At 68.7% G+C, this 17,622-nt stretch carries 21 protein-coding genes and 1 tRNA gene; 15 read left to right on the top strand and 7 right to left on the bottom strand.

All coding sequences use genetic code 11. The annotated features are described in order from the left end of the window. Positions 1-6: 6 nt before the first annotated feature. Positions 7-642 (bottom strand): response regulator transcription factor, encoded by a 636-nt coding sequence (locus AC2YHA_RS12980; protein WP_487401911.1) that lies wholly within the window; start codon positions 640-642, stop codon positions 7-9. Continuing rightward, on the bottom strand, positions 635-3,691 hold the full coding sequence (locus AC2YHA_RS12975) for a sensor histidine kinase (protein ID WP_487401910.1): 3,057 nt from the start codon (positions 3,689-3,691) through the stop codon (positions 635-637). Before AC2YHA_RS12975 ends, AC2YHA_RS12980 begins: the two co-directional genes overlap by 8 nt. Before the next feature lie 153 nt (positions 3,692-3,844). Between AC2YHA_RS12975 and AC2YHA_RS12970 the strand changes: the two genes are divergently transcribed. The 4 genes from AC2YHA_RS12970 to AC2YHA_RS12955 all read left to right on the top strand — a co-directional run bounded on the left by AC2YHA_RS12970 (position 3,845) and on the right by AC2YHA_RS12955 (position 7,112). Continuing rightward, entirely contained in the window at positions 3,845-4,219 is a 375-nt protein-coding gene (locus tag AC2YHA_RS12970) for a hypothetical protein (protein ID WP_487401909.1), read from the top strand. Positions 4,220-4,287: 68 nt separating this feature from the next. Continuing rightward, entirely contained in the window at positions 4,288-4,977 is a 690-nt protein-coding gene (locus AC2YHA_RS12965) for a response regulator transcription factor (protein WP_233784498.1), read from the top strand. Positions 4,978-5,074: 97 nt separating this feature from the next. Then, positions 5,075-5,434, top strand: a complete 360-nt coding sequence (locus AC2YHA_RS12960) for a response regulator transcription factor (RefSeq protein WP_233784499.1) — start codon at positions 5,075-5,077, stop codon at positions 5,432-5,434. A 1-nt stretch (position 5,435) separates the two neighbouring features. Continuing rightward, the gene (locus AC2YHA_RS12955) at positions 5,436-7,112 is read left to right on the top strand and encodes a PAS domain-containing sensor histidine kinase (RefSeq protein ID WP_487401908.1); all 1,677 of its coding nucleotides are present in this window, start codon (positions 5,436-5,438) and stop codon (positions 7,110-7,112) included. Positions 7,113-7,149: 37 nt separating this feature from the next. Here AC2YHA_RS12955 and AC2YHA_RS12950 read toward each other — a convergent pair whose 3' ends face one another. Beyond that, the gene (locus AC2YHA_RS12950; protein ID WP_487401907.1) at positions 7,150-7,971 is read right to left on the bottom strand and encodes an alpha/beta fold hydrolase; all 822 of its coding nucleotides are present in this window, start codon (positions 7,969-7,971) and stop codon (positions 7,150-7,152) included. A gap of 350 nt (positions 7,972-8,321) precedes the next feature. Here AC2YHA_RS12950 and AC2YHA_RS12945 point away from each other — a divergent pair, with 350 nt between their 5' ends. From AC2YHA_RS12945 to AC2YHA_RS12910, 8 genes are all read left to right on the top strand, one after another. Continuing rightward, positions 8,322-9,074: an SDR family oxidoreductase gene (locus AC2YHA_RS12945; RefSeq protein ID WP_487401906.1), complete on the top strand. Its 753-nt coding sequence runs from the start codon at positions 8,322-8,324 to the stop codon at positions 9,072-9,074. 29 nt (positions 9,075-9,103) lie between these two features. Next, positions 9,104-9,865 (top strand): SDR family oxidoreductase, encoded by a 762-nt coding sequence (locus tag AC2YHA_RS12940; protein ID WP_233784503.1) that lies wholly within the window; start codon positions 9,104-9,106, stop codon positions 9,863-9,865. 8 nt (positions 9,866-9,873) lie between these two features. Further along, positions 9,874-10,317 carry a hypothetical protein gene (locus AC2YHA_RS12935; RefSeq protein ID WP_487401905.1) on the top strand — a complete coding sequence of 148 codons (444 nt, stop codon included), beginning with the start codon at positions 9,874-9,876 and terminating at the stop codon, positions 10,315-10,317. Between the two features lie 23 nt (positions 10,318-10,340). Beyond that, on the top strand, positions 10,341-10,805 hold the full coding sequence (locus AC2YHA_RS12930; RefSeq protein ID WP_487401904.1) for a carboxymuconolactone decarboxylase family protein: 465 nt from the start codon (positions 10,341-10,343) through the stop codon (positions 10,803-10,805). Positions 10,806-10,879: 74 nt separating this feature from the next. Beyond that, complete coding sequence (locus AC2YHA_RS12925) at positions 10,880-11,635, top strand: sensor histidine kinase (protein WP_487401903.1); 756 nt, start codon at positions 10,880-10,882, stop codon at positions 11,633-11,635. Next, positions 11,632-12,261 carry a glutathione binding-like protein gene (locus tag AC2YHA_RS12920; protein ID WP_487401902.1) on the top strand — a complete coding sequence of 210 codons (630 nt, stop codon included), beginning with the start codon at positions 11,632-11,634 and terminating at the stop codon, positions 12,259-12,261. The genes AC2YHA_RS12925 and AC2YHA_RS12920 overlap by 4 nt, the downstream gene beginning before the upstream one ends. Beyond that, positions 12,258-13,031, top strand: a complete 774-nt coding sequence (locus tag AC2YHA_RS12915) for an SDR family oxidoreductase (protein ID WP_233784508.1) — start codon at positions 12,258-12,260, stop codon at positions 13,029-13,031. The genes AC2YHA_RS12920 and AC2YHA_RS12915 overlap by 4 nt, the downstream gene beginning before the upstream one ends. A gap of 34 nt (positions 13,032-13,065) precedes the next feature. Beyond that, positions 13,066-13,848, top strand: a complete 783-nt coding sequence (locus tag AC2YHA_RS12910; RefSeq protein WP_487401901.1) for an alpha/beta fold hydrolase — start codon at positions 13,066-13,068, stop codon at positions 13,846-13,848. 66 nt (positions 13,849-13,914) lie between these two features. Here AC2YHA_RS12910 and AC2YHA_RS12905 read toward each other — a convergent pair. The 4 genes from AC2YHA_RS12905 to dapB all read right to left on the bottom strand — a co-directional run bounded on the left by AC2YHA_RS12905 (position 13,915) and on the right by dapB (position 15,825). Then, a tRNA-Arg gene (locus AC2YHA_RS12905) sits at positions 13,915-13,991 on the bottom strand. Positions 13,992-14,042: 51 nt separating this feature from the next. Then, entirely contained in the window at positions 14,043-14,417 is a 375-nt protein-coding gene (locus tag AC2YHA_RS12900) for a hypothetical protein (RefSeq protein WP_487401900.1), read from the bottom strand. Then, positions 14,417-15,097, bottom strand: a complete 681-nt coding sequence (gene nth / locus AC2YHA_RS12895) for an endonuclease III (RefSeq protein ID WP_487401899.1) — start codon at positions 15,095-15,097, stop codon at positions 14,417-14,419. The genes AC2YHA_RS12900 and nth overlap by 1 nt, the downstream gene beginning before the upstream one ends. Beyond that, positions 15,094-15,825, bottom strand: coding sequence for a 4-hydroxy-tetrahydrodipicolinate reductase (gene dapB / locus AC2YHA_RS12890; RefSeq protein ID WP_487401898.1), 732 nt, complete (start codon positions 15,823-15,825; stop codon positions 15,094-15,096). Before dapB ends, nth begins: the two co-directional genes overlap by 4 nt. 195 nt (positions 15,826-16,020) lie before the next feature. Here dapB and AC2YHA_RS12885 point away from each other — a divergent pair, with 195 nt between their 5' ends. From AC2YHA_RS12885 to AC2YHA_RS12875, 3 genes are read left to right on the top strand one after another with little or no spacing between them, the layout of a single operon-like run. Next, the gene (locus tag AC2YHA_RS12885; protein WP_487401897.1) at positions 16,021-16,371 is read left to right on the top strand and encodes an ArsR/SmtB family transcription factor; all 351 of its coding nucleotides are present in this window, start codon (positions 16,021-16,023) and stop codon (positions 16,369-16,371) included. Next, a complete protein-coding gene (locus tag AC2YHA_RS12880; protein ID WP_487401896.1) occupies positions 16,355-16,867 on the top strand; it encodes an SRPBCC family protein in 513 nt (170 codons plus the stop codon). Before AC2YHA_RS12885 ends, AC2YHA_RS12880 begins: the two co-directional genes overlap by 17 nt. 42 nt (positions 16,868-16,909) lie before the next feature. After that, positions 16,910-17,611, top strand: a complete 702-nt coding sequence (locus AC2YHA_RS12875; protein ID WP_487401895.1) for an NAD-dependent deacylase — start codon at positions 16,910-16,912, stop codon at positions 17,609-17,611. Positions 17,612-17,622 lie beyond the last annotated feature (11 nt).

Here is a 17,622-nt window from a genome sequence, read left to right as displayed (position 1 = left end):
CGCCCATCAAAGCTGGATGATTCCCCGTCGCGCCGCCACCGTCACCGCATGGGTGCGATCGGTGACGTCGAGCTTGGCGAAGATGTTCTTGAGATGCGCCTTCACCGTCTCCTCCGAGAGCGACATGGCGTGCGCGATCTCCTTGTTGGCCTTGCCGATCGCGACCAGGCGCAGCACCGCGATCTCGCGTTCGCTCAGGCTGTCGTCGGCGACATGGAGCGCGATCTCGGCGGCGACCTCGCCATGGACGTGGCGGCGGCCGCGGTGGACGTTGTGGATGGCGTCGAGCATCTCGGTCCTGAGGCTGCTCTTGAGCAGATAGCCGGTCGCCCCCGCCTTGAGCGCGCGCACCGCCTGCACGTCGCCGGCATAGGTGGTGAGGACGAGGATGTGCGCGTCGGGGTAGTCGGACCGGATCGCGACGATCGCATCGACGCCGTTCATGACCGGCATCTGGAGGTCCATCAATGTCACGTCCGGCCGGAGCTCGCGGAAGCGTGCGACGGCCTCGGCGCCGTCGCGCGCCTCGCCGACCACGACCATGTCGGTGCGGTCCTCCAGGATCGACGCGACGCCTTCGCGCAGCACCGGGTGATCGTCGACGACGAGGATGCGGATGGGCGAGGGACCCTTGTCAGCCACGGCTCGGTTCCTTCCTTCTCGGGAAAAGCCGGGAAAACAGCCGGCTCGGCGCATGATCGGCATAGGCGAGGCGGCCGGGCAGCGCGATCGTCACCGCCGATCCCATGCGCCGATAGCTGTGGATCGAGAAGCCGCCGCCGATCCGCTCCGCGCGCTCGCGCATTCCGATCAGGCCGAAATGGCCGGGCTTGTGCCCGTTCTCGAGCACCTCCTCGGCGATCCCGATCCCGTCGTCGCGGATCTCGACGCCGAGCTGATGGGCGCCGAAGCGCACGGTGATGTCGACGCAGCCTGCCCTGGCGTGGCGCGCGACGTTGAACAGCGCCTCGTCCGCGATCCGGCCGAGCTCGATCGAGACGAGCGGGTCGACCCGGCGCGGCTTGCCTTCCACGACGATGCGGATCGTCGGGACGGGGTCGAAATCCACCGCGGCCGCGCGTTGCTTGAGCAGATCGGGCAGGTCTGCCGGCTCGTCGGCACCTCTCAGATCCTGCACGCGGTTGCGCCCGTCGGCGATGACCTCGTCGGCGCGCTTGAGCGCAGCTTCCAGCTGGGCTCTGGAAGCCGTCTCCGCCGGCATCCTGTTGGCCACGGACTGGAACCGCAGGACCAGCCCCTGGATGCCTTGCAGTAGGGTGTCGTGCAGTTCCCGCGCGATGCGCTCGCGTTCGCCCATCCGCTCCTCGAGCCGTGTCCGGATCCGGCTGGCGAGCTGGGCCGTGCGCAGCCGGTAGATCAGCCAAAGCGCCGCCAGGATCAGGAGGCCGCACAACAGGGCGAACCAGCGGGATTGCACGAAGGTCGGCGGAATGACGAACTCGACCGCCGCTCCCTGCTCGGTCCAGGCGCCGTCCTCGTTCGCGGCGATCAGCCGGAAGCGATAGGTGCCCGGCGCGAGATTGGTGTAGAAGGCCTGCCGCCTGCTTCCGGCCTCGATCCAGTCGGCGTCCTGCCCCTCGATCCGATAGCGGACCCGCACCGCGTGCGGGTTCGAGAAGCTCAGCACGGAGAAGTCGATCTGGATGCTCGACCTGCCTGCGGGCAGCGTGACGGCGGTCGGGTCGCGATAGAGCTTGTCGGCGACGAGGGCGCTCACCGCCACCTTGGGCGGTGTGCGGCTGCGGCTGACGTCGTTCGGATCGAGCCACAGCGTTCCGGCCTGGGTGGCGATCCACAGCCGCCCGTCGCCGCCACGCACGATCGAATGGCGGCTGTGCGAATGGGGCCGGCTGCGCAGCCCATCGTCGGGGCCGAAGACCTGCATCGGCGGCGTCCGGTCCGGATTGGAGAAGGTCCGCTCGAGGTCGGCTGACGCGATGCGCACAATCCCTCCCGGACCGGCAAGCCAGAAATGATCGTCCGGCGTCCGGACCATACCGCTCAGGCCGCTGAACAGAGGCAGGCGGCGGGCGGAAATGCTCTGGAATCGACCATCGCGGAGACGGGCGAGCCCGAACCGGCCGGCGACGTACACGGTATCGGGCGGCAACGGGTAGAGTGCCACGTCGTAGGGCTGGTAGCTGCCGAACGGGATCGGCACCGCGCTGCGCATCGATCCGTCGAGGCGGTTCAGGGTGCGATCGTTCCACTGGACGAGGATCCCGCCATGCTCGTCGGCCGTCATCGACTTGGGCAGGAACGCATCGCCGGTCGGTCCGAACATTCGCTCCCAGCGGCCCGCGCCGAACCGGGCCATTCCGCCGAGCGCCGCGGTCACCCAGTAGTTGCCGGCGGCATCGAACGCGCAGTCGTAGATGGTGTCCGACACCGGCACCTTCTGCCCCAGGCGCCGCGTCCGGCCGTCCTGCCAGATCACGACCTCCCTGTCGTCGGTCCCGATCCAGATCGCACCGTCAGGCGCCTCGCACAATGTGCGGGGTTCGACCTTAGTCCTGAAGATCGCCTCGGGACGTTCGCCGGGGCGGACTCGGTACACGGCCGACGCCTCTCCGATATAGACGCTGCCGTCCCTCGCCTGCAGCAGCAGGTCGCCGAACGCCGCGGGCTGACGCAGCTCGGGCTCGGACCGCAGCGTCGCGGGAAAGAACCGGTCCAGGCCGTCCTCGCTGGCGACCCAGACATTGCCTTCCGCGTCCTGGAAGACCTGGGCCGTCGCGTTCGAGGACAGGCCCTCGCGCACCGTGAAACGCTCGACCCGGGAAACGGCCTCGGCCGCCGAGGCGGCGCCGCGGGGATCGGGTGCCGCCACGCGTTGCAGCCCGTCATAATAGGTGGCGATCCACAGGTTGCCCTCGCGGTCGAAGATGGGCCAGCCGCGGATCTTGGCGCTGTCGGTCGCATAGGGATGGCGCAGCGGCGGCGGGCTGCCGCGCCCTCCCGGCCCGGTGATGGGATAGGTGCCGCGGCGCTCGGTCAGCCAGATCCGCTCCTGCGGGTCCAGCGACAGCCGGCCGGTGGCACCCCTCTCGCGCCGCACGAACTCGAAGCGGCGACCGCCCGGCGGCAGCCGCGCCACCGAGCCGGTGAACGAAACCCAGACAGTGCCGTCGTTCGTCACCACCATGCTGAAGGGATTGTCGAGCGGCGCCCCGGCTTCGATCCCGAACGAGGTCCAACGTCCCCCTTGGAAACGCATGAGCGGAAGCCCGATGCGTTCGGTGAGCACCCAGATTGTGCCGTCCCGCGTCTCCTTCATCGCGATGACGCGATGCGGCGCCCGTGGCGCGTCGAGGAATTTCAGCTGACCATTCCGATAGACCGCGAACCGCCCCGAGCGCTCGAAATTGGTCCAGACCTCGCCATTGCGCCGGACCAGTATCGCCGACGGCGGGCCATGCTCGACGAGGTCGATGCCGGTGCTGACCGGCTCGAAGCGGATGCCGTCTAAGCGGAACAGGCCGAGCGCGGTCGCGACCCAAAGATAGCCGCGCCCGTCCTGCGCCAGGGCGAAGACCGGCCGCGGCGCGTCGCTCTCTTCGCTCCAGCGCTGATGGGTATAGTCGGCGATACTGCGTCCCCGAACGCCGGCCGACGCGACGAGCGGCTGCAGCAGCATCGTCGCGACGAGAAGCGCCCTGATCAGCTGCATCGCCGTTCCCGTAATTTCGGTGGGTCCTCCGCCACGCCCTAGCCAATGCGGCCCTTCGCCGGGAGCCCTCAAGGATGCTACCCCCGAATGGGGGATCGGAACATCCCCGGACCGAAGGCTGACCCGACCTGGCGGCGAGACTATCGCGGGGCAGTGCCCAAGCTGATCTTAAGTTATCCGGACGGCGTCACCGGCGCCGCCCTGTTGTTGATGCGGTTGTCCTATGCGCTGATCGCGTTTTCCTGGCTTGCCTGTCCGTGGCCGGTCGCGGCGCTTTGCGTCGTCGTGATCCTGGCCCTTACGACGGGGTTCGGCACACGCGTGGCGGCGGCGCTGCTCGTGCTGGCGCTCATCTCCAGCCTGCTCGGTGCCCGGGGAGAGGCGTTCCTGTTCCTTGCGGCATCGGCCGGCGGCGCCGGTGCGCTCGTCCTGCTGGGTCCCGGCGCCTATTCGATCGACGCGCACCGCTTCGGCCGCCGCGTCATCCGGGTCGACCCGCGCTCCCCGGATCGGGGAGGCTCGGGCTAACCGTTCCGGGGATTCCGCCGCGACGTTCACCATGAGACAGTCAATCGTCTCCAGTCGGAGCACGCCCGATGAACCACGGATCGCAGCTGAATCACATGGAGCGGGAGGCCGCGCCGGATGCCGCGGCAGCGGAGGACCGCCCGCTGGTGCTGATCGTCGACGACGATGCGGCCGTCCGCACCTCGATCGAGGAGCTGATGCTGTCGGTGGGGATCGACGCGGTCGGCTTCGGCTCGACGCGCGAGCTGCTCGCGGCGGACGTGCCGGAGCGGCCGGGCTGCCTGGTGCTCGACGTCCGCATGCCCGGGTCCAGCGGCCTCGATCTCCAGCAGCATCTCGCCGCCAGCGGCAACGCGAAGCCGATCGTCTTCCTCACCGGCTACGGCGACATCCCGATGACGGTGCAGGCGATGAAGGCCGGCGCGATCGATTTCCTGACCAAGCCGGTCCGCGACCAGTCGCTGCTCGACGCCGTGGCCGCTGGGATCGAGCGTGATCTCGCGCAGCGCATCGGCGCGCGGAGGATCGGGCAGTATGCGGACCGCTATGCCACACTGACGCAGCGCGAGCGCCAGGTGTTCCGGCAGGTGGCGCAGGGGCGCCTCAACAAGCAGATCGCCTTCGATCTCGGCATCACCGAGGTCACGGTCAAGCTCCATCGCAGCGGCGTGATGAAGAAGATGGCGGCGACGACGGTCGGCGAGCTCATCCGCGCCTGGGACACGCTGCCCGCCGAGCTGCGCGGGGAGGCGACCTAGACCATGGTATGGTTACAATCCGCTGGATATTCAGCGACATCCGGAGGAGGCCGCGCCGGCCGCGTCGAGAAGGGCCCTCTGCTTGTCCAAAACGTCGGTGATCGCGATCGTGGATGACGACGAAGCCGTGCGCGAGGCGCTGTTCGACTTCCTTCAGGTGGAGGGCCTGGCGGCGTGCACCTTCGATTGCGCGGCCGCCTTTTTCACTGACATGGCCGTCTGGGGCTTCGACTGCGTGATCACCGACGTGCGGATGCCTGAGATCGACGGACCCGAGCTGCAGCGGCGCCTGCGCGCCTATGGCTCGTCGATGCCGGTGATCTTCATCACCTCCTCCACCGAGGAAGCGACGCGCGCGCGTGCGCTGCGAGAGGGCGCGACCGCCTGGTTCACCAAGCCGGTCGACAACGAGGCTCTGCTGCACACGCTGCGGACGGTGCTGCCCCTGGCCCATTGACATGAGGTCCCTGTCCTCCGCCGCGGTATCCGACCCGGACGCGACCGTCATGCCGATGGGCGTGGCCGCGGAGTCCGCGGCGTGCTGGCGGATCGACCTGTCGCAGGTCCGCACGCTCATCGACACGGTCGCCGATGGCGGTGCGTGGATCGACTGGGTGGCAGCGCTGCTGCACGGGGCGCGCATCATAGAGGTCAACGCACGCGCCCTGGAGCTCGTCGGCTCGCCGATCGCGCGCGACATCATCGTCGGACAGCCGGTCGCGAGCTTCTGCCCGCCCGAAAGCTGGCCCATCCTCGCCGAGCTGATCGTCGCGGTCGCGTCGGATCGGCCGGATCATGCCGTCAGGACCAGCCGGGTCAATTCGTTCCTGCTGCGCGATGCGGTGCTGACGGTGTGGGGTGCGGCGGGGGACGCGGCGCCGGACACGCTGTGGATCGCGGTCGACGGCGAGATCGCCGACGACCGCTCCTTCTGGGCGGTGCGGGCGAGCGAGCAGCGCTACCGCAGGCTGATCCACCATCTCCCCGGCGCGCTCCTGCAGGTCGACGCGCGGCCGATGGGCGCGGTCTTCTACCGGCTGCGGTCGGAGGGCGTGACCGACATCGCGTCCTATCTGGACGAGCATCCCGAGCTGGTCGCCACCGCATGCGAGGTCGTGCGGGTGACCGATGGCAACGGCGGCGCCGCGCTGCTGTTCGGCGTCGCCGGCGTCGGGGATCTCGTCGGTTCGGTCGCCTATCTGTTCGCCAACGCCCCCGAGGCCGCGCGAAGGATCGTCGTCGCCCATTTCGAAGGGCGCCGCAGCCATGTCGAGCGGATGAAGCTCAGGACGTTCGATGGCCGCCTGATCGACGTCGAGCTTTCCGTCACCTTTCCGACTCCGCCGGAAAGCCTGGACGTGACCCTGCTCACCCTCGAGGATATCACCGAGCGGCTGCGCACCGAAGCGCAGCTCCGGCAGCTGCAGGCGGACTATAGCCGGACGGCGCGGATTGCGACGCTCGGCGAGATGGCCAGCTCGATCGCGCATGAGGTCAACCAACCGCTGTCCGCCATCGCGATGAACGCGGAAACCTGTCTGCGATGGCTGTCGCGCGACGATCCCAACCTCGCCAAGGTCTCGCAGCTCACCACCCGCATCGCCGACAGCGCGCGCCATGCGAGCGAGATCGTGCAGCGCATCCGGGGGATGGTGGCGCGGCATGTGCCAGAGAGCGTCCCCATCGACCTGAACGGCGTGGTCGAGGAGGCGCTGCTCTTCGTCTGTCACGATATCGAGGCGCGCGCGATCGTCCTTTCGGTGCGCTTCGACATCACCCTGCCGCGCGTGCTGGGGGACCGTGTCCAGCTCCAGCAGGTGATCGTCAACCTGCTCGTCAACAGCCTCCAGGCGCTGGCGCAGAAGAGCGCGGGGGAGGGGCGCATCGCGCTGACCACCGCAACTGGTGCCGACGGCACGATCCGCTTCTCGATCCGCGACAACGGCGCCGGCATCGCCGAGGAGAATCTCGATCGCATCTTCGACGGCTTCTTCACCACCAAGGCGGACGGGATGGGGATCGGCCTTGCCGTCTGCCAGTCGATCATCGCGGCGCATGGCGGCTCGATCTCCGCCTCCAATCATCATGAAGGCGGCGCGCGCTTCGAGTTCACGCTTCCCGCGCTCGAGGCGTGACGCCCGGCGGCCTCGAGAGCGCCGCCGGGCTCGGTGTTCAGCTGCGCAGGAAGGCGAGCAGGTCGGCATTGAACCGGTCCGCGTGCGTCGCGGTCAGGCCATGCGGCAGGCCGGGGTAGAAAATCGTCTGCGCCCCCATGATGAGCTTGGCGGATTTGTGGGCGGAGTCCTTGATCGGCACGATCTGGTCGTCGTCGCCATGGACCACGAGCGTCGGCACGTCGAACTTCCTGAGGTCCTCGGTGAAGTCGGTCTCCGAGAAGGCCTTGATGCAGTCATGGGCATTCTTGAGGCCGACCTGCATGCTGATCAGCCAGAACTCGTCGAGAAGGCTCTGCGGCACGTCGGCGCCCGGCCGGTTGGCGCCGTAGAAGGGGATCGCGAAGTCCTTGTAGAACTGCGAGCGGTTGCGGAGGATGTCGCGGCGCAGACCATCGAACACCTCGATCGGCAGGCCCTCGGGATTGGCGTCGCCGCGCACCATGATCGGCGGCACCGCGCCGAGCAGCACGGCCTTGGCGACGCGGCCGGTGCCGTGACGGCCGATGTAGCGGGCGACCTCGCCGCCGCCGGTCGAATGACCGACCATCGTGATATCGCGCAGGTCGAGCGCCTCGATCAGCGCGGCGAGATCGTCGGCATAGCCGTCCATGTCGTTGCGCGTGGCGGTCTGCGCCGAACGCCCATGCCCGCGCCGGTCGTGCGCGATGGTGCGGAAGCCGTTCTCGGCCAGGAACTGCATCTGGATGCCCCAGGCGTCGGAGTTCAGCGGCCAGCCATGCGAGAAGGTCACGACCGGGCCCTCGCCCCAGTCCTTGTAATAGATCTCGTGTCCGTCCTTGGTGGTGATCGTCGGCATGGAAAACCTCCTTTGATGAGCGCCGCGCGACCTGCCGCGTCCGGCGCCCGTTCGGGGTAGGGTGAGGTATCCTCGCGATCGATCGGACCCAGGGGAGGGGAGTCCTCTCCCTGGGGTGTGGTCATGACCGCCGGAGGATGGGGCGGTCGGCGCATCCGGCACGAGTCCGGTGCCTATGCGCGGTCCCGCGGGCGGCGCGGCGTATCGGACCTGCACCTTGGGCGAGGGTCTCCTGCCGAATGGCGAGCCCCATGCATTCCTCGGCACGATAGAGGCGAGGGACCCGATCCGCGATCTTCCTCCCGTTCCTGAAGGCGCCATGCCGGCGCCGCTCACGGGGAGGTGAGGTCATGAGGATCGTGGTGGTCGGCGGCACCGGCCTGGTCGGATCGAAGCTCGTCGAGCAACTGAAGCAAGCGGGCCACGAGGCGGTCGTCGCTGCGCGCTCGACAGGTGTCGACACGGTCACCGGAGAAGGGCTGGCCAGGGCTCTCGACGGCGCCGAGGTGGTCGTGGACGTCTCCAATCCCGGCTATGCCGATCCCGCGGCGATGCTGCGGTTCTTCGAGGCGTCGGGCGCCCATCTGCTCGCCGCCGAACGCCAGGCGCGGGTCCGGCATCACGTCATCTTCTCCGCGATCGGCTCCGACCGGGTGAGCAGCGGCTATTTCGTCGCGAAGAACGCGCAGGAGGCGTTGGTCGCCGACGCGGGCATCCCGTTCACCATCGTCCGGTCGGCGCCGCTCTTCGAGTATGTCTTCAACATCGTCGACGCTGGCCGCGAGGACGATGCCGTCCGGCTGCCGCCGGTGCGGATTCAGCCGATCGCCGCGGACGATGCGGTCGCGGCACTGATGCGCGTCGCGCTGGGGCCTCCGGAGAATGCCATCGTCGAGGTTGCCGGCCCGGACAGCTACCTGCTCTCGACCCTCGCGGAGCAGATCCTGACCGCCGACGAGGACTATCGCCCGGTGCTGGTGGACGAGGGTGCGCCCTTCTTCGGCGCGCGGCTGGACGACGCATCTCTCACAGCGGGCGCCGGTGCGCGGATCGCCGGGACCGGATTCGAGGATTGGCTTCGGCGATCGCTGGCGCCGGCCTGACGCCCTTCAACGACAGAAAGGAATAACGCATGAAGATCGTGGTGATTGGCGGCACCGGCCTGATCGGGTCGAAGGTGGTCGCGTCACTGGCCCGAGACGGCCACGACGCGTTCGCCGCCGCGCCGAACACGGGGGTGGACACCCTCACCGGCCAAGGCCTCGACCGTGCGCTGGACGGTGCCGAGGTGGTGGTCGACGTCTCGAACTCGCCCTCGTTCGACGACCAGCCGGCGATGGACTTCTTCCAGACGACGGGCCGCAACATCGCCAATGCGGAGAAGGCGGCGGGCGTCCGTCATCACGTCGCGCTGTCGGTCGTCGGCACCGAGCGGCTGCAGGACAGCGGCTATTTCCGCGCCAAGCTCGCGCAGGAGCAGCTGATCAAAGGATCGTCGATCCCCTACACGCTCCTCCACGCCACCCAGTTCTTCGAGTTCCTGCGCGGGATCGCCGCGTCCGCGACCGAGGGTGACACCGTCCGTCTGTCTCCCGCGCGCTTCCAGCCGATGGCGGCGCAGGATGTCGCCGCGGCGGTCGCCGAGGCAGCGCTCGCGTCACCCGCGAACGGCACGATCGAGGTGGCGGGCCCGGAGGCCTTCCGCATCGACGAGTTGGTTGCCCGCGTGCTCGACCACGACAAGGACCCGCGGCGCGTGATCGCCGATCCGGAGGCGCCCTATTTCGGCGTCCGGCTGGACGACGCCTCGCTGATGCCGGGACCGGGCGCGCGCCTCGGCGCCACCAGCTTCGACTGGTGGATCGCCAACGTGCCTCCGCCGGCGAAGAAGTGAGGCGCGCGATGCTGAAACAGATCTGCATCTCGCTGGCCGCGATCATGGGCCTCGCCGCCGTCGCGAACGGCAGCTTCATGCTGCTGTCGCCCGACGGCTGGTATTTCGCGGTGCCGGGCGTCACCACCACCGGCCCGTTCAACCAGCACTTCATCCGCGACATCGGCATCATCTTCCTGTTCCTGGGCGCGGCGTTCCTGATCGGAGCCTTCCGACCCGGCTACCGGATCGTCCTGTGGAGCGCGGCGACGCTGTGGCTGGCCTGCCACGCGCTGTTCCATTTCTGGGAGGTCGCGGCGGGCATCTGCGGGCCATCGGCGCTGGCGCGCGACTTTCCCGCCGTAACGCTCCCCGCGCTCATCGGGGCGGCGCTGGTCCTCTGGACTCTGGGCGACCGCCGCGCCGGACGGGCGACCCCCTCGACCTCACCCTTCCACCCCGCGGAGCGCTGACGCTCCCGTTCAAGGAGAAGACCATGACCCCCCGCTTGAACATCTTCCAGGCCGCTCCCGAAGGGGCGAAGGCGATGATGGCCGTCGAGGCGGCGATCGGAAAGAGCGGCATCGAGCACGGCCTGCTCGAGCTGGTGCGGCTGCGCGCCTCGCAGATCAACGGCTGCGCCTTCTGCATCCACATGCACGTCAAGGACGCGCTCGAGAACGGCGAGAGCGAGATCCGCCTCCACATGCTCGACGGCTGGCGCGAGTCCCCGCTGTACACCGACCGTGAGCGCGCCGCGCTCAACTGGACCGAGGTGCTGACCCGGGTCGGCAAGACCCATGCGCCGGACGCCGACTATGCATTGCTGCAGAGCCAGTTCGACGAGACCGAGATCGCCAATCTCACGCTGCTGATCGGCGCGATCAACCTGTGGAACCGGGTGCAGATCGGCCTGCGCGCCGTGCATCCGGTCGAGGCGTCGGCGGCCGCGGCCGCCTGACCGATGGTGGCTGCGAGGTGTGGCGACCAGCTCCCTCCGCGCGCCTCGCAGCCCCTTTTGAAGGGAAGATGCCCGTGAAGCTCTTTCAGGCCTCCGGCCCCGTCGATGCCGAGATTCTTCCCCCGATCGACGAACGGGGCGAGCTTTCGACCATCGCGGCGGCCAGCGTTGTCCACGATCTGGGCAACCTGATCCAGATCGCGTCTTCGGCGATCAACATCATCGCCCGGACGCCGGACATGCCCGCCGTCCACGCCGGGCCGATGCTCGATCGGGCGAGGTCCTGCCTGGAGCATGCGGGGTCCCTCGTCCGCCAGAATCTCGGCCGTCTCCGCGACCGCGAAGCGGGCGACGAACGCACCGGGCTCGCCGCCTGCCTCTCCGACGTCGCGGCGCTGGTCGAGGCCATGGGCGAGCCGGGCCTGATCCTCGACATCGGCGCCGAGCCGGGCGTGCCCGACGCGCGATGCGACTCCCTCGGATTGCGCAGGGCGCTGCTGAACCTGGTCCTCAACGCGCGCGATGCGATGGGCGGCAAAGGGGTCGTCCTCGTCCGCGCGCAGGTGATCGCACCGGGCGGCGTCGAGCTTCGCGTCACCGACCATGGCATCGGCATGTCGCGCGACACCATCGCGCGCGTCTTCGATCCCCGCTTCACAACCAAGAAGGACGGGCTTGGCGGCATCGGCCTGCCGATGGTCGAGCGCTTCGTCCGCGCCGCCGGCGGCAGCGTTTCGATCGACAGCACGCCGGGGATCGGCACCACGGTCACGCTGCGGTTGCCGGCCATCGCCCAACCCAAACCCCATGTCGAGGAGTCACGTCGATGAAGCTCTATTACGCGCCGGGCGCTTGCAGCCTGTCCGGCAGGATATCGCTCCACGAAGCCGGGCTCGACGCCGATTTCGAGCGGGTCGACATCAAGACCAAGATCACCGAGCGAGGCTATGACTACACCGCGATCAATCCCAAAGGCTATGTACCCATGCTGGTGCTCGACGACGGCAATGCCGTGACCGAGAACATCGCCGTCCTGACGCTCATCGCCGATCGCGCGCCCGACCTGGAGCCCGGCGGCCCGCTCGGGCGGACTCGGCTGATCGAGATGCTGTCGTGGATCTCGACCGAGCTGCATGTGGCGTTCACGCCGCTTTGGAGCAGCGACGACGAGGCCGAGAAGGCGCGGGCGGCCGAGGTGATCGCGAAACGTCTGGACCTCATCTCCGACCACATCAACGAGCTCTATCTGTTCGGCCCGCGCTTCACCGTGGCGGATGCCTATCTGTTCGTGATGCTGCGCTGGGCGCAGGCGTTCGGCGTGCGCATGTCGCCCGATCTGGTCGGCTATTTCGAGCGGGTCGCGGAGCGCGAGACCGTCCGCCGCGCCCTCGCCGAGGAAGGGCTGCCCGATGCCCGCCCCGCCAGCCAGATCGCGTCTCCGGAGCTGTCGTCATGAAGATCGTGGTGATCGGCGGCAGCGGCCGCATCGGCGAGCGGCTGGTCCGCAACCTGCGCCAGGAGGATTTCCGCGTGTTCGAGGCGTCGCCGACCTTCGGCGTCGACACCGTGACCCGCGTCGGGCTGGCCGAGGCGCTGGCCGATGCCGAGGTCGTCGTCGACGTCTCGAACTCGCCGTCGCTCGACGGCGAGGCAGCTCTGCGGTTCTTCGAGACTTCGGGGCGCAACCTTCTGGCGGCGGGACGGGCGGCGGGCGTGCGGCATCACGTCGTGCTCTCGATCGTGGGCGTCGACGGCCTGCTCTCCAGCGACTACTTCCGCGCGAAGAAGATCCAGGAAGAGCTGGTCCGCGACTCCGGGATCCCGTTCACGATCGTCCGCTCGACCCAGTTCTTCGAGTTCATCGCCGACGTCGTACAGGACGGCACCGCCCGCGAGATTCCGATTTCGCCGGCACTGGTGCAGCCGATCGCGGGCGAGGACGTCGCCGATACGCTGGCGGACGCCGTGTTCAGCGATCCGTTCAATGCCGCCGTCGAGGTCGCCGGGCCGGAACGGTTCCGCATGGACGAAGTCGCGACCGAGATCGCGACCGCATATGAGGACGGCCGCCGGATCGTGGCCGACGTTCACGCCCGCTACTTCGGCGCCGAGCTTGCGGAACGATCGCTGCTTCCCGGGGCGGGTGCCCATATCGCCTCGCTGAGGTTCGACGACTGGCTGCGCGACAGCCTGCAGCCGGCTTGGGCCGCAAAGGCGGCGAACTGAGAAGGATCATTCCCTACAGGAAATGGAGGACATAATGCGCATTCCCATCGCTGCCCTGCTGACCGCCGCGCTCGTCTTGTCCGGGAGCGCAGCCGCGCAGGACGGAACTCGCACGGCCAAGCCGACGATCGTGCTGGTGCACGGCGCGTTCGCGGAATCGTCGAGCTGGGGTCCGGTCATCACCAGACTTGAGAAGGACGGTTATCGCGTCATCGCGGCCGCCAATCCGCTGCGTAGCGTCGCCAGCGACGCCGTCGCCGTCTCGGCCGTCGTCAAGTCGGTGGCCGGACCGGTCGTGCTGGTCGGCCATTCCTACGGCGGGCCGGTCATCACCGAAGCCGCCAACGGCAACGCCAACGTCAAGGCGCTGGTCTATGTCGCCGGTTTCGCGCCCGAAGTCGGCGAATCGAGCGCGACGCTCTCCGCGAAATTCCCCGGAAGCACGCTGGGAAGCGCCCTAATGCCCGTTCCGCTGCCCGATGGAGGACAGGACCTCTACATCCGGACCGACAAGTTCCGCGCGCAATTCGCTGCCGACGTGCCGGCCGCACAGGCCGCGGTCATGGCAGCGACCCAGCGCCCGATAACCCAATCCGCGCTCGCGGAACCCTCCCGCACCGCCTCATGGAAGTCTTTGCCGTCCTACATGATCTACGGCTCCGCCGATTTTAACATCCCTCCCGCGGTGATGAAGTTCATGGCCGAGCGTGCACACGCGCGGAAGACCATCGTCGTGGAGGGCGCTTCGCACGCACTGATGATCTCGCGTCCTGACGAGGTCACCTCATTGATCAAGGAGGCGGCAGGGGAAGATTGAGGCGCAATGTCCGCATTTTCGCTGACGCGTGCTCGCAGCGGACGTACCGCTAAAACCGCAAAAAACTGGCGCACCCGACAGGATTCGAACCTGTGGCCTCTGCCTTCGGAGGGCAGCGCTCTATCCAGCTGAGCTACGGGTGCCGGCGGAGGCTCACCTAGCAGGCGCCCGCGGGGTACGCCAGCCCCTCGCGTTCAGCGGGTCGCCTTGACCAGCTCGACGGGCTGAAACTGGCCGAGCCCGCAGCTTGCTCCGCGCGTGATGCCGGGGCCGGTGAGGACGGTGATGATGTCCGTCGAGCAGAGCTGTGAGGTCGACACCCGGTAGCTGAAGCGCCGCTCGAAGCCGAGCTGCGGGCAAGCGCCGTCGAGCGTGGTGCGGTAGATCTTGTTGCTCCGGGTCACGAAGTCGATCACCTCGTCGCTCTGGACGCGGCTCTCGCGGATGTCGTTCACCCGAATGCAGTCGACCGGCTTACCGATGGGCTTGGCCGCGGGGACCGGCTTGTCGCGGCCGAGCGCGGGGCCGGCGATGGCAAGGATGGCGAGCGCGAACACGGCGCTTCTCATCACGGCTCTCCTTTAGCCGCGGCGGATGATGTCTTGCGGGCCGCCGGCGGCGGGGTCTTGGGCTGGTAGGGGCAGAGGTCGGCGACGATGCAGCGCCAGCACTCGGGCACCCTAGCCTTGCACGTGTATCGGCCGTGCAGGATTAACCAGTGATGAGCGTGGATGCGGAAGGGCTGCGGCACGGTCTTCTCGAGCTTGTGCTCGACCGCGAGCGGGTCCTTGCCGGGCGCGAGGCGGGTGCGGTTGCAGACGCGGAAGATGTGGGTATCGACCGCGAACGTCTCCTGTCCGAACGCCGAGTTCAGCACCACGTTGGCGGTCTTGCGCCCGACGCCGGGCAGCTTCTCGAGCGCCTCACGATCGGCGGGAACCTTACCGTCATGATCGCGGATCAGCGCCTCGCTGAGCGCGATCACGTTCTTCGCCTTGGTGTTGTAGAAGTTGATCGTGCGAATGCGCTCGCGCAGCGTGTCGACGCCGAGTGCGGCCATCTTCTCCGGCGTGTCGGCCTCGGCGAACAGCCGCCGCGTCGCTTTATTGACGCCGGCGTCGGTCATCTGTGCCGACAGCACCACTGCCACCAGCAAGGTGAAGGGATTGGTGTATTCGAGTTCGGTCTCCGGGTGCGGATTGTCGGCGGCAAGGCGCGCGAAGAACTCGACGACGTCCGCCTTGTTCAAAGCCCGAGCACCTCGGCCATGGTGTAGCGGCCCGCAGGCTGCCTCGCGAGCCACAGCGCGGCGGCGATCGCGCCGCGAGCGAAGATCGCCCGGCTGTCGGCACGGTGGACGAGCTCGATCCGCTCGCCCTCCCCGGCGAAGACGACGCTGTGGTCGCCGATCACCGAACCGCCGCGAAGGGAGGCGAAGCCGATCGTACCCTCGCTTCGTGCGCCCGTGATGCCGGAGCGGTCGTAGACCGCCGCCTCGGCGAGCGTAGTGCCACGTCCTTCCGCCGCCGCGGCGCCGAGCAGCAGCCCGGTGCCGGACGGCGCATCGACCTTGTGGCGGTGATGCATCTCGGCGATCTCGATGTCCCAGTCGGCCGCACCGAGCCGTGCCGCCGCGTCGCGCACCAGCCGGGCGAGCAGGGTGACGCCGAGCGAGGTGTTGCCGGTCTGCAGCACCGCGATCTCCCGCGCCGCCTCGTCGATCGCGGCGTGGTGCGTCTCGGTGAGGCCGGTGGTGCCGATCACGATCGGCTTGCCGGCGGCGCGGGCGGCGGCGAGATGCGCCTCCACCGCGCGGGCACTGGAGAAGTCGACCAGCACGTCCGCCGCCTCGGCGACCAGCGCCGGATCGTCGGTGGCGTCGGCGCCGCCGGCATGGCGCGCACCCATCCCGGCGAGCTCCGCAGCGATCGCCTGGCCCATGCGGCCGAGGCTGCCGTAGATGCCGATCGCGGTCACTGTACGCCTCTCCCTCTCGGTGAAAGTTGACCAGAAAAATTGACTAGATTGACTCACCCGATGATCGCGCCCGGCCCGGCGGGACGCGACCCGCATGGCCTGCGCATAGCCCCGCCTCTGGCACAGCTCGACCCGTGTAGGACAGCGGAATTTGTGATTGACGGTCCGATAACCTGTTAGTTATATAACCTATCTATGATAGAAACAGACGCGCTCGACCGTCGTTTCGCCGCGCTCGCCGATCCCACCCGACGCGCGATCCTGTCGCGGCTGGCGTTGGGCGAGGCGACCGTGGCGGAGCTCAGCCGCCCCTTCGTGATCAGCCAGCCGGCGATCTCGAAGCATCTCAAGGTGCTCGAGGAGGCGGGGCTGATCGCGACCGGTCAGGCGGCGCAGGCGCGCCCCCGCCGGCTCAACGCCGAGGCGCTGGCCGAGACCGTCGCCTGGGCCGATGGCGTGCGCCGGATGTGGGAGGAACGGCTCGACCGGCTCGACGCGCTCCTCAGGAGCCAGATGAAGGGAGACGACCATGCTGACCGTGACTAGCCCGGCGCCCGAAGCCGATAGCGACTTCGTCCTCGTCCGGCGGTTCGCCGCGCCGCGCGAGCTGGTATGGCGCGCCTGGACCGACCCGGCGATGCTCGCCCGGTGGATGGGTCCGGCGGGCTGCGCGGCGACGGTCGAGCATCACGACCTCCGCACCGGCGGCCATACGCTGATCCGGATGGAGATGGGCGAGATGACCCTGCGCGCGCGGCTCGGCTGGCGCGACGTCGAGCCGCCGGCGCTGCTCGCCTACGAGCATTCGGCGGGCGATGCCGACGGCAATGTAGTGCGGATGCCGTTCGACGGCGATTGGCCGCTCAGGCTGATGACGGTGGTCGAGTTCCACGACGAGGACGAGGCGACCCGGCTCGAGCTGCGCTGGTGGCCGATCGACGCCAGCGACGCGGAGACGGCCTATTTCGCCGGCCAGCATGATTCGATGCAGCAGGGCTGGGGCGGCAGCTTCGACAAGCTCGACGGCGTGCTCGCCCGCTGAAGCCGGTGGCGGGCGCAGCAGCGAGGCGCTAAGCCCGTCGTCGTGTCCGAGCTTCGCAACATCGTCGTGCTCACCGGCGCCGGCATCTCGGCGGAGAGCGGCATCGCCACCTTCCGGGGGCCGGGCGGGCTGTGGGAAGGGCATCGCGTCGAGGACGTGTGCACGCCGGAGGCACTGGCGCGCGATCCGGCGCTGGTACATCGTTTCTATGACCTGAGGCGTGAGGCGCTGGAGCGGGTCCAGCCCAATGCTGCGCACGAGGCTTTGGCACGGCTCGATGCCGAGTGGCCGGGCGAGCTGCTGATCGTCACGCAGAACGTCGACGACCTCCACGAGCGCGCCGGCGCCAGGCGGCTGCTCCACATGCACGGCGAGCTCAATTCGGCGCTGTGCGCGGCCTGCGGCGAGCGGCAGGCCTGGCGCGGATCGCTGCCGCCGGGCACGGATTGCGACGCCTGCGGGCGGCCGGCGCTGCGGCCCGACATCGTCTTCTTTGGCGAGATGCCCTATGAGATGGAGGCGATCGACCGCGCGCTCGCCCGCGCCGACCTGTTCGTGTCGATCGGCACCTCCGGCGCCGTCTACCCCGCGGCCGGTTTTGTCCGGACGGCGCGCTATCACGGTGCCGACACGCTGGAGCTCAACCTCGAGCCGTCCGAAGGCAGCGTCTACTTCGCGGAGAGCCGGATGGGACCGGCGGGCGTGCTGGTGCCGACGTGGGTGGATGAGGTGCTGGCGGATTAGCGTTCCGCCCG

Source organism: Sphingomonas sp. SRI_018, from assembly GCF_057586275.1.
Note: the sequence above shows the minus strand (reverse complement) of the source record. Positions and strands in the feature narration are given on the sequence as shown.